Source organism: Methylobacterium planeticum (assembly GCF_008806345.1).
Taxonomy (GTDB): domain Bacteria; phylum Pseudomonadota; class Alphaproteobacteria; order Rhizobiales; family Beijerinckiaceae; genus Methylobacterium; species Methylobacterium planeticum.
In genome coordinates this window covers 92726-106107 of record NZ_VZZJ01000016.1, presented here as the reverse complement: position 1 = coordinate 106107, position 13382 = coordinate 92726, and the positions used below count along the sequence as shown (strand labels likewise).

12 protein-coding genes are annotated in these 13382 nt (G+C 70.6%); 7 read left to right on the top strand and 5 right to left on the bottom strand.

Going from position 1 to position 13382, the window contains the following annotated elements:
- Positions 1–95: 95 nt before the first annotated feature.
- Positions 96–1763, bottom strand: coding sequence for an alpha-amylase family protein (locus tag F6X51_RS17985; protein WP_150965045.1), 1668 nt, complete (start codon positions 1761–1763; stop codon positions 96–98).
- Positions 1764–2130: 367 nt separating this feature from the next.
- Between F6X51_RS17985 and F6X51_RS17980 the strand changes: the two genes are divergently transcribed.
- Together F6X51_RS17980 and F6X51_RS17975 are read left to right on the top strand one after the other, a co-directional pair.
- Positions 2131–5163, top strand: coding sequence for a penicillin-binding protein 1A (locus F6X51_RS17980; protein ID WP_150965044.1), 3033 nt, complete (start codon positions 2131–2133; stop codon positions 5161–5163).
- 46 nt (positions 5164–5209) lie between these two features.
- A complete protein-coding gene (locus F6X51_RS17975; protein WP_150965043.1) occupies positions 5210–6283 on the top strand; it encodes a hypothetical protein in 1074 nt (357 codons plus the stop codon).
- A gap of 71 nt (positions 6284–6354) precedes the next feature.
- On the opposite strand, the gene F6X51_RS17970 is transcribed toward F6X51_RS17975, so the two are convergent.
- On the bottom strand, positions 6355–6582 hold the full coding sequence (locus F6X51_RS17970) for a hypothetical protein (RefSeq protein WP_150965042.1): 228 nt from the start codon (positions 6580–6582) through the stop codon (positions 6355–6357).
- A 226-nt stretch (positions 6583–6808) separates the two neighbouring features.
- Between F6X51_RS17970 and F6X51_RS17965 the strand changes: the two genes are divergently transcribed.
- Together F6X51_RS17965 and F6X51_RS17960 are read left to right on the top strand one after the other, a co-directional pair.
- Entirely contained in the window at positions 6809–7069 is a 261-nt protein-coding gene (locus F6X51_RS17965; protein ID WP_150965041.1) for a hypothetical protein, read from the top strand.
- Positions 7070–7169: 100 nt separating this feature from the next.
- Complete coding sequence (locus F6X51_RS17960) at positions 7170–7835, top strand: hypothetical protein (RefSeq protein WP_150965040.1); 666 nt, start codon at positions 7170–7172, stop codon at positions 7833–7835.
- Between the two features lie 93 nt (positions 7836–7928).
- Here F6X51_RS17960 and trhA read toward each other — a convergent pair whose 3' ends face one another.
- Both trhA and F6X51_RS17950 read right to left on the bottom strand, forming a co-directional pair.
- Positions 7929–8612, bottom strand: a complete 684-nt coding sequence (gene trhA / locus F6X51_RS17955) for a PAQR family membrane homeostasis protein TrhA (protein ID WP_150965039.1) — start codon at positions 8610–8612, stop codon at positions 7929–7931.
- Between the two features lie 150 nt (positions 8613–8762).
- Complete coding sequence (locus tag F6X51_RS17950) at positions 8763–9884, bottom strand: COX15/CtaA family protein (RefSeq protein WP_150965038.1); 1122 nt, start codon at positions 9882–9884, stop codon at positions 8763–8765.
- Positions 9885–10247: 363 nt separating this feature from the next.
- Here F6X51_RS17950 and F6X51_RS17945 point away from each other — a divergent pair, with 363 nt between their 5' ends.
- Both F6X51_RS17945 and F6X51_RS17940 read left to right on the top strand, forming a co-directional pair.
- Positions 10248–10454, top strand: a complete 207-nt coding sequence (locus F6X51_RS17945) for a DUF2842 domain-containing protein (protein ID WP_150965037.1) — start codon at positions 10248–10250, stop codon at positions 10452–10454.
- 95 nt (positions 10455–10549) lie between these two features.
- A complete protein-coding gene (locus F6X51_RS17940) occupies positions 10550–10918 on the top strand; it encodes a hypothetical protein (RefSeq protein WP_246696872.1) in 369 nt (122 codons plus the stop codon).
- A 12-nt stretch (positions 10919–10930) separates the two neighbouring features.
- Here F6X51_RS17940 and F6X51_RS17935 read toward each other — a convergent pair whose 3' ends face one another.
- Positions 10931–11989, bottom strand: coding sequence for a polysaccharide deacetylase family protein (locus tag F6X51_RS17935; RefSeq protein ID WP_150965036.1), 1059 nt, complete (start codon positions 11987–11989; stop codon positions 10931–10933).
- 162 nt (positions 11990–12151) lie between these two features.
- Between F6X51_RS17935 and F6X51_RS17930 the strand changes: the two genes are divergently transcribed.
- On the top strand, positions 12152–13351 hold the full coding sequence (locus F6X51_RS17930) for a GNAT family N-acetyltransferase (protein ID WP_150965035.1): 1200 nt from the start codon (positions 12152–12154) through the stop codon (positions 13349–13351).
- Positions 13352–13382: the final 31 nt, after the last annotated feature.

The window sequence follows — 13382 nt, the reverse complement described above, 5'->3', positions numbered from 1 at the left end:
GGCCCTTCTAACGCGGGTTGCGGGCGCGTGCGAATCGCCCGGCTCACGTTCTCGCCCGAGTCCCGGCCCGGGTCCTGGCCCGCTCCCGTCCGCGGTCAGGTCGGGCTCCGCCGCAGCAGCGCGTCGAGGCCCCCGACCCGGTACCAATGGTAGCCGTAGCCCTCGAGGCAGATCGTGTGGCGCCCCTCCTCCGTCGCCTCGCTGCGGCTGCCCGTGACGAGGTCGATCAGGAGGTGGCCCTCCGGCGCGGCAATGCCGGTCCGGAGCGACACCTCGATCGGGCGCGCCGCGAGGTTGTGCACGCACAGGACCGCGTTGTTGCGCCAGTCGTAGCGCAGGGCCAGGACGGCGTTCTCCCCCGTGTCGATCGCGGTGATCTCGCCCCAGCCGATCTCCGGCGCTTCCTTGCGCAGGCGGATGATGCTCTGCATCCAGGTCAGCAGGGAATCCCGGTCGTGGCGCTGCTCGGCGACGTTGACGTGCGGGAAGCCGTAGGGCCCCTCGGCGATCACCGGCATCACCGGCCGCTCCGCCTTGGAGAAGCCGCCATTCACCTCGCCCGTCCACTGCATCGGCGTGCGGGCGCAGTCCCGTTCCTTCAGGCTCAGGTCGTCGCCCATGCCGATCTCGTCGCCGTAGCGCAGGACCGGCGTGCCCGGCAGGGTGAACATCAGCGAATAGGCGAGCCGGATCCGGCGCGGGTCCCCCTGCAGCATCGGGGCGAGGCGGCGGCGGATGCCCCTGTCGTAGAGTTGCATGTCCGCTTCGGGCCCGAATGCCGCGAACACCGCCCGCCGCTGCGCCTCGGTCAGGCGGCCGAGATCGAGCTCGTCGTGATTGCGCAGGAAGGTCGCCCACTGGGCGGTGGCCGGACGAGCCCAGGTCTTGCCGATCGCCTTGACCAGGGGGCGCCCGTCGCCCGCCGCCAGCGCGTAGAACGTCGCTTGGTTGACCTGGAAGTTGAACATCATGTGCATGCGGTCGCCGTCGTCCCCGAAATAGTCGAGGTCCTGGCGCGGCAGGATGTTGGCCTCGGCCAGGATGATGGCGTCGCCCTTGCGCCATTGCAGGAACTCGCGGAAGCCGCGCAGCAGGTCGAATTGTTCCACCGGCTCGCCCTTCACGTCGGCGCCCTTCCGGGCGATCACGAACGGCACCGCATCCATGCGGAAGCCCGAGACCCCGAGCTCGATCCAGAAGCCCATGATCTTCAGGATCTCGGCGATCACCGCCGGGTTGGCAGTGTTGAGGTCCGGCTGGAAATCGAAGAAGCGGTGGAAGTAATAGGCCTTGGCCTTGGCATCGTGGGTCCAGGTCGTCTTCTGCACGCCGGGGAACACCATCCCCTCGTCGGCATTGGCGGGTTTTTCCCGCGACCAGACGTACCAGTCCCGGTAGGGCGAGTCCGGGTCCGCCCGCGCCGAGCGGAACCAGCGGTGCTGGTCCGAGGTGTGATTCACCACGAGGTCGATGATCACCCGCAGGCCCCGCTGCTTGGCCGCGTGCGTGAAGGCGACGAAATCCCCGAGGCTGCCGTAATCCGGGTCGACTCCGTAGTAATCCGAGATGTCGTAGCCGCCGTCCTTCTTCGGCGAGGGCTGGAACGGCATCAGCCAGATCGCCGTGACCCCGAGGCCCTGCAGGTAGTCGAGACGCCGCTCGAGCCCGGCGAAGTCGCCGATCCCGTCGCCGTCCGAATCCATGAAGGTGCGCACCGACAGGCAGTAGATGACGGCGTTCTTGTACCAGAGGTCGGTGATCATCGGCTTCCCTGCGCGCTCCTCCGCCGGAATGGCTGCGCTTCCTAACGCGCAGGTTGCAAAACCGTCGCCTTTTCAGGCTCGGCCGGGCAGGGATCCGACTTTTTACGGGGTTCAGGCTTGCCTGGACCCGGTCCCGGCCGGAGACAGGATTGGTTTGCCCGTGCGGGGCGGCCGACCTCCGGCCGCGGCTGCCCGTCGGCGTCCGTCGCAGCCTGTTCGTCAGCCGGCGGGCCGAGGCTGAGCCGCCGGCCGCTCCGGCCGCCAGCACCTTAAAACAGCCGCGTTGTGCACCCCATTTGAGGGCACGGCCGTGATCCTCCCGGCCGCCTCGCGTTCCCGCGTCCCGCCCGGTGCCTCAAGCCGCTCGATGAACACCATCCTGATCAAGCTGTTCGCGACCGCCCTGACCCTCAGTCAGGTGACGACACGGCCGGACGCGGTGAAGACGCAGTTCGATCCCGTCGCCGACGCGCCCCTGGTCCTGCAGATCCTGCGCGACGGCTGCGCCCATATGCGCAAGGCTTTCGACATCGAGGACATCAACCTCGACGAGCTGATCTCGACCGCCATGGAGGATCCCAGCACGATGGCGGGGCCGTCCGCCCCCAAGCTCCTGCACGGGCTCGACATCGGCGAGCTGAACACGAGCTACCGGCAGTTCTGCAAGGGCGAGAATCCGAAGGATTCCCCCTTCGACGCCGCCGAGGTGATCGCCTTCTACAACAAGGCCGCGGCCGACCTGCCCGCCGCGGAGGCCCTGAAGGACCCGAAGCTCCCGGGCGCGAGCCTGATCCTCGACGGGGCCGGCAAGCCCTATTCGGAGACCTTCGAAGCCAACGGGCGCCGCCTCGTGGTGCCGATCGCCGAGGTGCCGCCCCTCGTCCAGAAGGCCTTCATCGCGGCCGAGGACAAGCGCTTCGAGAGCCATCACGGCATCGACGAGCGCGGCGTCATCCGAGCCTTCATCGGCAACCTCGCCTCGCCGGGGCGCCCGCAAGGCGGCTCCACCATCACCCAGCAGGTGGTCAAGAACCTCTCGGTCGGCGACGACGTCACCTACGAGCGCAAGATCCGGGAGATGATCGTGGCGGCGCGCCTCGAGCGCATCCTGACGAAGCCGCAGATCCTCGGCCTCTACCTCAACGGCATCTATCTCGGGCGCGGCGCCTACGGCATCGAGATGGCGGCCCGCAGCTATTTCGGGAAGTCCGTGGGGCAGCTCAGCCTGACCGAGGCGGCGCTTCTGGCGGGCATGCCCAAGGGCCCGAACTTCTACAGCCCCGACAAGTACCCCGACCGGGCCCGCGAGCGGCGCGCCTACGTGCTGGCGCGCCTCAAGGAGGAGGGCGCCATCACCGACGAGCAGATGGCGCAGGCGGTCAAGGCCGATCTCGGGCTCAAGCCGATCGAGACGGCGCGCCGGGATTCCGGGTTCTACATGGTCGATTTCCTCGCCCGCGAGGCCCGCACCTTCGGGGGGATCGAGTCCCTGACGAGCGCGTCCTACACGGTGCGCTCCACCGTCAATGCGGGGCTGCAGCGGGCGGTCGAGACCGCGCTTCAGGACGGGCTCGCCACCTACGAGCGCGGGACCGGGCGCCAGAGCTTCACCGGGCCCGAGTTCAACCTTGCCGACGGCGTGCGCAAGCTCGCGGCCGCGGCTCCCGCCCCCGAGGCCGCCCCGCAATCGGCCCCGACCATCACGGGGGTCGAGGCGAAGGCCGAGCCGCGGCCGGAGGCGAAGGGTCCGAAGGGCAAGGCGGCGCGAGGCGCCCCGAATCCGTCCGCTCCCGGGCCCGCCACCCCGAAGCCCGTCTGGCTCCGGGCGCTCGAGAGCGCGCGGCCGGTCCTCTACGACGTGCACTGGCCGCTGGCGGTGGTGCTCGAGGGCGGGCGCGGGCCCCTGAAGGTCGGACTCGCCGACGGGCGGATCGCCAGCCTCGATCCCGGCATCGCCCGGGGCAGGCTGCAGGCCTACGACGTCGTGCGGGTGAAGCTGCGCGAGGGCAAGGGCACGCCCCGCGCCGAGATCCGGGTGCGTCCGAGCGTGCAGGGGGCGGCCCTGGTGCTGGAGAACCGCACCGGGCGCATCCTCGCGATGGCGGGGGGATTCTCCTACCCGGTGAGTCAGCTGAACCGCGTCACCCAGGCGGTGCGTCAGCCCGGCTCGACCCTGAAGCCCCTCACCTATCTCGCCGCCCTCAATGCGGGGCTGCAGCCGAACACGCTCGTGATGGATTCGGCCATCACCCTGCCGCCCATCGGCGGCGTCGGCGATTCGTGGTCGCCCAAGAACTACGAGGGCGGCGGTTCCGGTGCCACGACCCTGCGCCGCGGCCTTGAATTCTCGAAGAATCTCGTCACCGCGCGCCTGCTGCAGGGCGGCATCGCCGACAAGGCGCCCGCGAGCCTCGGCCGCGTCTGCGACATCGCCCTCGAGGCCCAGATCTACGCCGAGTGCGAGCGCTACTACCCGTTCGTGCTCGGCGCGCAGCCCGTGCGCATGCTCGACCTCGCCGGCTTCTACGCCGCGGTGGCCAACGAGGGCGCGCGCCCGACGCCCTACGCCCTGGAGGCGATCGAGCGGGACGGGAAGCCCGTCTACGCCCGCGCCGCCCGCGAGCCGGCGCGGATCGCCTCTGCCGACCGGGTCGCCTTCTACCAGCTCAAGACCATGCTGCAGGGTGTGACGAGCCACGGCACCGCCGCGGCGCTCGCGCGCTTCGCCCCCTACATCGCGGGCAAGACCGGAACCTCGGAGAACGAGAACGACGCGTGGTTCGCGGGCTTCACCAACGAGATCACCATCGTGATCTGGGTCGGCTACGACAACGCGGACGGCACGCGGCGCACCCTCGGGCGCGGCCAGACCGGCGGCCACGTCTCCGTGCCGATCGCCGGACAGATCCTGCAGGCGGCCTGGGCCAACGGCATCGGCAAGACGCCGCTCGCCCCGCCTTCGCAGGAGGCCCGGCGCTTCCTGATCGACCTGCCGATCGATGCCCGCAGCGGCGAGCGCGTCGCGGGCGGCGGCTTCCTGGAGCATTTCCGCACGCAGGGGGACGGCCGCATGGCCGACACCCAGTTCCGCCTCGTGCCCCGCGAGACCCTCTACGCCATGCGGCCCGACGCCGGGGACGGCGATGCGGGCCTCGGCGCCGAGCAGGGCGCCGACGTGGCGGGCGACGTCTACGGCAACCGCGTGCCCGAGCCCGACCTCCTCGATCCCTTCGGCGAGCGGCGGCCGCAGGGGCAGCGCAGCCGCCGGGCCCAGGGCGACCTCGACGGCTACCAGCCGTGGCCGGGCCAGACCAGCCGCTCGCCCTTCGGCGACGACGAGTGGCCGCGGCCCCGCCGGCGCGACCCGGACTACCTGTTCGGCGACGATCCGCGCTACTGAGCCGCCGTCTCCCTTTCCCTTGCCCATCACTCCTGAGGCTCGAGACGTGCAAACGCAGCTTTCGGCGACCCTGGCCCTTGCGCTCGCGGCGGGCGTCCTGTCCGCGGCCCCGGTCCGCGCCCAGGCGCCGGCGCCCGGCATGGCGCAGCAGGCCGGGCCGGGCTCGGAGCGCATCCGCGAGGTCGCCTCCGTCGAGGGCGTGGATCCCGCGACCCTGAAGCCCGGCACGGTGCTGTTCACCGATCATCGCGACCAGCCGGCCGTGCCCGAGAACGGCCTCGTGCCCTATCTCGACTGGAGCCGCACCCGGCCGGGGGAGGCCGCCGCCCTCGCGCCCTATCCGGGCTACAAGGAGCCCGACTACACGGTCACGGTGAACGGCGTCGCGAAGGCCCGGCACGAGACCCTCAAGGTCTACGTCGCGGAGGGACGCTTCGTGGTGGCGCGGCCGCCGGAGGCGATCGACCTCTCGGCATTCGCCAATCTCGGCTTCGTCCAGGCGATGGATCCGGCGATCAAGCACAAGGCGCTGGCGCCCGCCGAGGCCACGCCGACCAAGGACCCGCAGGCAGCCTTCGCCAGGCGCCCCGACCGGCCCTGGTGCGGGCCGGCCGGCACCGTCTGCATCGAGTCGCGCTACGACCTCGAGGGCAAGCTGCCGCTCGGAGTGAAGCTCGCCAACAAGCTCGAGGAGGGGGGAGCCAAGAAGATCGCCGAGTTCGTCTCGTTCCAGAGCGAGATGCGCACGCTCGCGCCCGCCGAGGCGGCGGCGCTCTCCGGCCTCACCAGGATCGACACCACGGTGACGGGCGGGCTGGAGCAGACGATCTTCTGGGTCAACCAGATCCTGCGCTTCGGCAAGTTCCTGGCGGTGTTCCAGCCGATGCCGGGCGACCCGACCAAGACCGTGGTGACGACCTACATGGCGCTCGCCATCAAGGCCGACGTCCTCGACCGCAAGGCCGAATACGCCCGGGTGCCGGTCCTCAAGAACCTCCTGCCCGCGCAGGTTCTGATGGGCAATTCGAGCTTCAACACCGGCACCTCGATCAGCGCCGGCCTGCCGACCTATGCCCGCAACCGGATCATCGCCTTCGCGGACGCGCTGGCCAAGCGCTGAGGCGCTGGGTCGGGCGCGAGGCTTCGGGACGGCGTCGGCCTTTATGGCGCGTGGCCGGCCCCCTCCCCCGCTCAGTAGCCCCGGTTGGCGATCGAGGGCAGCGAGGGCTGCGTGTAGAGGCGGTTCACGTCGCGGCGGGTCTGGGTGCCGTTGGTGTCGTTCGAGCGGCGGTAATTGTCGGTGTTGAAGGTCTCGGACAGGCCGCTGCGGCTGTCGGGGCCATCGACGCTGCTGCAGGCGGCGAGCCCGCCGGACAGGGCCGAGGCGAGGAGAACGAGACGGAGGGGCTTGAGGCGCATCGCGGGCTTCCACTGTTCGGGTCGTTGCCACGGTGGTGGTGTCCCGGCCCGCACGCCGTCAAGCGCATGGTTCACGGTGGGTGGACCTTTCCGGACAGGGTGATGTCGGGCGGCCACGAAAAACACACCAATCCGCGTCGAAAGGGCCACGCAAACCCGGCAATCGTGTGGAGGAGCCGGCTCGAACGCTGGCGAATCCCCAAGCTTTTGGCGAAGACTGGCCCCGATGAGCAATGTCCTGCCCTTCCGCCAGCGCCAACCCGCTGCGCAACTCGCGCGCTGCGAGGTGGTCGCCGTCGCGGGTGATCTCCTCGACTTGCTGGAGCAGCTGGAGGATCTCAGCTCGCGCGCCGCCGCGATGGGGCGCCCTGCCCTCGAGGTCGAGCGCACGGTCCAGAACCTCCTCGACGCGGTGAGCGCCGTGGAGCGCGCCCTCGACTGCATCGGTGAGGGTGACGAGGCCGCGCCGAGCGGCAGTTCGAGCTAGGACGCTTTAATCTCCTGATTGTATCGGAACTGTCTCGATTAACCCTCCGTTGAAGGTGAGACGTCGCGCCGCAGGCGCGCGGATCCTTCCGGAGGGACCGATGCCAGCGACCTTGACCCGCCACGTGCCGCGCCGCGCCCTCGTGGTGCTGGCCTCGACCTGCCTGCTCGTCGGGACCGTCGCGAGCGTTCACGCGCAGGACGGAGGCGGGCTCGGCGGCCTGTTCCAGCAACTCTTCGGCGGTGGCCAGGCCGCGCAGCAGGCGCAGCAACCCGCCGAGGTGCAGATGCCCTCGCCCGAGCGCTATTACGGCCGGCGCCACGACCGGCGGTCCGAGGGCGCGCGGCTCCGGCCCAAGATCCGCTACGCCGCCCTGCCGAAGCCCGAGCCCCTGAAGGTGAGGATCACCGACCGGCAGACGCCCCTCGACATGAAGGCCGGCCCTGCGGCTGCTCTCATGCGGGACGAGACCCTGCGGCCGGGCGACATCGTGGTGCTCAAGGACGGGGCCCGGGTCTTCACCGGCAATCCCGACAAGCGCCACGCGATGCACGAGTTCGAGGCCGTCGACACGTCGTCCCGCGTCGACAAGAAGACGCGCCGCCTGCTCGCGGCCATGATCGCGCCGGTCGGCGCCCTCCCGGCCGACGAGGCGCGCAAAGTTCTGGCGCGCCTGCGCAAGGCCCCGCGTGACGCCGTTCCGGCGGCGCAACAGGCCGAGGTCGCCTCCATGCGGGTGATCAATCCCTGGAACGCCCGGCCCTGAACGAAGCGGGCAGCGCGACGCATCTGAACCGAGAGGGGCCGGACCGCGGCGCGGTCCGGCCCCTCTCGGTTTGTCTCACCATGCGGATGCCCGTCAGGCCGCCGCGACTCCGGTGAGGCTCGCCCAGACGGTGCCGAAATGGCAGGCCGTGGCCACCAGCACGAAGGCGTGCCAGATCGCATTCTGGAACGGCAGGTTGCGCCAGACGTGGAATATCACGCCGATCGAGTAGAGCAGGCCGCCGATGGCGAGCAGCCACAAGGCGGTGGGCTGCAGCACCGCGATCACGGATTCGTACGCGAAGAGGCCACTCCAGCCGAGCATCAGGTAGAGGGCGATCGAGAGGCGGTCGAAGCGGCCGGGCAGCAGGAGCTTCACGGCGATGCCGATGCCGGCGACGATCCAGATGAAGGCAAGGAGCGCGTAGGCCTTGGCGCCGGTGCCCACCAGCGCGACCAGGGGCGTGTAGGTGCCGGCGATCATCAGGTAGATCAGAGCGTGGTCGGCGCGACGCAGGAGCCACTTGCGAGGACTGACGGGATAAAGATTGTAGGTCGCCGAGACTGCAAGCATCGAGACCAGGGCCGCCGCGTAGACGATCACCGAGGCTCGAACACCCCATCCGATCTGGGTTGCGGCAGCTGTCGCAACCAGAGCGACAGATGCCGCAAGTCCGAACGCCACTCCGATACAATGAACCACACCGTCGGCGAACATCTCGCGCCGCGAGTAATTCCAAGTCAGGCCCGCCGGTCTTCCATCCTCCGCAAGGAACATCACTGCCTCCTGCATTCTGCGGAAGCTAAGCACGAACCCTCCAAGTCGTTCCCGCGGGTAACTACCGTGTGATCCTAATTCCCACAGAAATCACCCGAAATGGTGAAGATTTGTGCATTGCGAGACACTTCGCCGCGAAGCAAAGGCGCCTCAAGCACGCCGAACCGACATTGCTTCGTAGCCGAACGCCGTCTCCGGAACCCCCGTCCGGGCTTTCGCAACGACCGTGCCGCGGCTCAGCCGGGCCTGCACCACCGCCATGGTCAGCACTGCCATGGCGAAGACCTGATGGGCGAGCGCGGCCCAGAGCGGAACCGCGAGCAGGAGCGCGGTGATCCCTAAGGCCGCCTGCGCCAGGGTGAGGCCGGCGATGCCGACGGCGCGCCGGGCCGAGCCGGTGCCGGGCCGGCTCGTCGCGGCATCGAGGGCATGCAGGATCGCGACGACGACGAGCAGATAGGCCGTCATCCGGTGGTTGAACTGCACCAGGGTGACGTTGTCGACGAAGTTCTCGATCCAGGGGCTGACCACGAACAGGCCCTCGACCGGCGGGATCAGGTCGCCGTTCATGGTCGGCCAGGTGTTGTAGACGAGGCCCGCATGCGACCCGGCCACGAGGCCGCCGAGGAAGATCTGCACGAGGACGAGGGCCGGCAGGGCGTAGGCGCCCGCCCGCAGGCGCGCCGGGGCCGGGGTGATTGCCTCGTTCCGCTCGCCGGCGGCCAGCCAGACGAGGCCAGCCAGGATCAGGCTTGCGGTGGTGAGGTGGAGTGCGAGCTTGATCGGGGCCACCGCGGTCATGCCGGGCTGCAGGCCCGACGCGACCATGATCCAGCCGATGGCGCCCTGCAGGCCGCCGAGGATGCCGAGCCCGAGCAGTCCCAGTCCGAGGCGGCGGCTAAGATATCCGCGCCACCAGAACCAGGCCAGAGGCAGGAAGAAGGCCAGCCCGACGATGCGCCCGAGCAGGCGGTGGCCCCATTCCCAGCCGTAGAGAACCTTGAAGTCGGACAGGCCCATGCCCTGGTTGAGGATCCGGTATTGTGGCGTGTCCTTGTACTTCTCGAATTCCGCCGTCCAGGCCTCGGCGGAGAGAGGCGGCACCGCGCCGGTCACGGGCCGCCACTCGGTGATGGACAGGCCGGATCCCGTCAGGCGGGTCGCGCCGCCCACCGCCACCATCGCGACCACGAGGGCGGCCAGCAGATAGAGCCAGCTGCGGACAGCCCGGCTGCGGTTCGGTCCGTGGGCTCCGGTGGCGGTTGGCATCATGGCGGGGTCTCGTCTGTCGGTCGGCCGACGGGTCCGCCGCCGGGCGGCGGACCATCGCCGCAGGGTCCGGTGTCGGGTGGAACTCAGGATCGCGTGAGCGTGAGTTAGGCAAAGGCGACCCGGGGAGCAACGCCCGGCGGTGCCGCACCCGGGCCTGGCGGCGACCGGCGGCGGGCCGTCGCGCGGTCTGCGACCCCGTGGGGACGTTGCCTTCGGGGGCGCGGGCGATTAGCCCTGGCGCGCTCGGGGGATCACCGGATCGCACGGTCCGCCGAGGCCTGTTCACCCCAACGCCCGGCCGCGTCGTCCAAGGGCCGGGCCGCCGCGCCCGCGACCGGCGCGGACCATCCGACGAGGGACCCGATGCGCCGCCGCACCCGCAGCCTGATCGGCACGATCGGCATCCTGGCCTTCGTGATCCTCTACGCGCCGCTCGCCATGGCGATCGCCGACAGCCGGATCTCTCAGGCGCCGGCCTTGATCCAGACCGTGCTGTACTGCCTGCTCGGGATCGCCTGGATCTTCCCCCTGATGCCGGTGATCCGGTGGATGGAGCGGCCCGACCGGTGAGTTTCGGCGGTGGCGCCCGCGTTTTCGCCGCACTCCGGGCCGAGAAGCAGCCCTGCCTTCCTGGGAATTCCCGAAACCCTCCGCAAAGCCGATCCATGCCACGCCCGTTCCAGAGCCGCCTCGGCTTCGCCGGCCTCTTCTGCCTGATCCTGGTCCCGCCGGCCCTGGCGCAGGACACGCCCCGCTCGGTCAACGATTGCGAGCGTCTCAAGAACGATCTCGCCTACAATCAATGCCTCTCGATGTTCGGCCCCGCGGCCAAGAACATCGCGGGCGGCGACGGCGGCGCCGGGCCCGCGCCCGTCTCGACGGCGGCGGCGGCCATTCCGGTGGCCGAGGATCCGGCGCCCGAGGTCGGCCGGAGCCGGCGCGGGCGCTACCGGGCGCGGCGCGGCCGCCAGAGCGCGGTCTTCACGGCCGGCTCGGACGAGAGCCGCAGCTATCGCCGCCGCCGCCGGCGCTGAGGCGTTCCGGATTCAAGCGACGTTGAGGCGCCGGCCGCGGTTCCAGGCCAGGAACGGCACCCCCGAGAGCAGTCCCGCGAGGGCGGCCCGCGACTGATGCAGGCCGTTGACGGAGACCCGCGGCAGGGCGTGGAGATGCGCGCCGTGCTCGGCGAAGAGGTGGCCCGGCCGGGTCGTCACGGCGGTGGCGAAGCCGAGTTCGCGCGCCGTCGAAAATTCCCGCGCTCCCGCCGAGGTTCGATCCCCCACCGGGAAGGACAGGTGGCGGATCGGCCGCCCGAGTTCGGCTTCAATGCGGTCGCGCCCCTCCGCGATCTCGCGGCGCGCCGCGTCCGCCGGGTGCTTGGCCAGCATCGGGTGGGTGCGGGTATGAGTACCGATCGTCACCGCCGGATCGCCGCCGAGGTCGCGGATCTCGTCCCAAGTGAGGCAGAGTTCCCCCGCCACCCCACCTTCCGGAAAGCCCGCCTGCCGGCAAAGATCCGCGATGACGTCGAGGAGCCGCGATTCCGGGCCGCCCCGCAGGTGGCGATAGACGCCGTCGAACGCCGCCAGCTTCTCCTCAGGATCGCGCGCGGGCAGATCGAGGGGCGCGGCGCCCCCGATCCGGACCCGGTCGAGCCGGGCGATGGCCCGCTCCAGCTCGATCCACCACAGGCGCCCGCGCTGGTTCGCGAAATCGCTGGTGACGAACAGGGTCCAGGGCGCCCCGTGGCGGCGCAGGACCGGCAGGGCGTGCTCGACGTTGTCGCGATAGCCGTCGTCGAAGGTCAGGACCGCGAAGGGCGCCCCGGGCTCGGGGTTCGCCAGGCGCTCGGGCACCGCGTCAAGCCCGACGATGGCGAAGCCGCGGGCGCGCAGGCTCGTCAGGGTGAGGTCGAGGAAATCCGGCGAGATGCTGAGGATGTGGTTCGGCGCGAAGGCTGCGGGCGGCTCGGGCCTGACATGATGGAAGGTCAGAATCACCCCGAGGCCCCGCGCCGCCGGGGCGAGCCAGCGGTCCGCCCCGGTCGCCGAGATCACCTCGAAGCCGGCCTCGAGCAGACGGTGGCGGTTTCGCGAGGAGAGCATGGCGGCGGCCCGTAGGCGGGCCGGCTCGGACCCGTCGGCCGAGCCTTACGGCCGCAACCGACAAGGTTTCGTTACCCACGCCCCGAGATCGTTCCGGGCCGTACACGGCGGTTAAGGGCCCGAGGCCCTATTCCTTCGGCACATGTTGAGGGGACGACGGAAATGACAGTTCTCGTCCATGCTGTGGGGGGAACCCGCATGGCCAAGGAACGGATGCATGGCGGTCTGACGGCGGAGGTCTGGACCGACCTCGCCGCCGTCGAAGCCCTCTGGCGCAGCATCGAGGCGGGGCCGGACCGCCTCGGCACGCCCTACCAACGCTTCGACTGGGTCGCGCCCTTCCTGGCGGCAGACGCCTCCGAGGGCACGCTGCGGGTGATCGTCCTGCGGGAGGAAGGCGGCCGCCCGCGGCTCCTCCTGCCCCTGACGGTGACGCGCGAGCGCGGCGCGCGCGTCGCTCGCGTCGTGGGCGGGGACCACGCCAACTACCATCTGCCCCTGTTCGCCACTCGGGACGCCGCGGCGATCCGCGCGGAGGACCTGCGGGCGCTCCTCGTCGAGGTCGGCCGCGAGGCTGGAATCGACGTCTACGTCCTGGCTCACCAGCCCCGGACCTGGGACGGGACGGACAATCCGCTCGGCCTCGGCGGCACGGCCGCGCCGAGCGACGGCTACGGGCTCACGCTCGGTCCCGATCCCGAGGCGACGATGCGCCGCGTCTTCAGCGCGGATGCCCGGAAGAAGCTGCGCTCGAAGGAGAAGCGCCTCGTCGAGACGGTCGGCCCGCTGGAGTATCGCTGCGCAGCCTCGGAGTACGAGCTCTCGACCTTTCTCTCGGCCTTCTACGCCCAGAAATCCGCTCGCTTCGCGGGCCTCGGGATCCGCGATCCCTACGCGGAGGCGCCGATCCGCCGCTTCCTGAAGCGGGCGGCCCAGCCGGATGGCCAGGCGGGCCAACCGGCGGTCGAGATCCACGCCCTCGTCGCCCGCGACAGCGGACGCGTGCTCGCCACCTTCGGCGGCGCCGTGAACGCGGAGCGCTTCAGCGGCATGATGACGGCCTTCGACGCGGATCCGGAGATCGCTCGTTCGAGCCCCGGCGACCTGCTGCTCCATCATCTCGTGCGCGATCAGACGGCGCGCGGGCGGCGCAGCTTCGATCTCGGGGTCGGCGAGGCGCGCTACAAGGCGAGCATCTGCGACGAGACCATCGAGCTCGTCACCGTGACGATCCCGGTGACGATGCGCGGGCACATCCAGGGCCTCGCCGCGCGCGGGCTCAACCGCCTGAAGATGCGGATCAAGCGCGATCCGCGCCTGTGGGCCCTCGTCCTGAAGGCCCGCCGCCTGCGGGCCGGCTGAGGCTCCACAGGCGAAGGGCCGGCACTGCGCC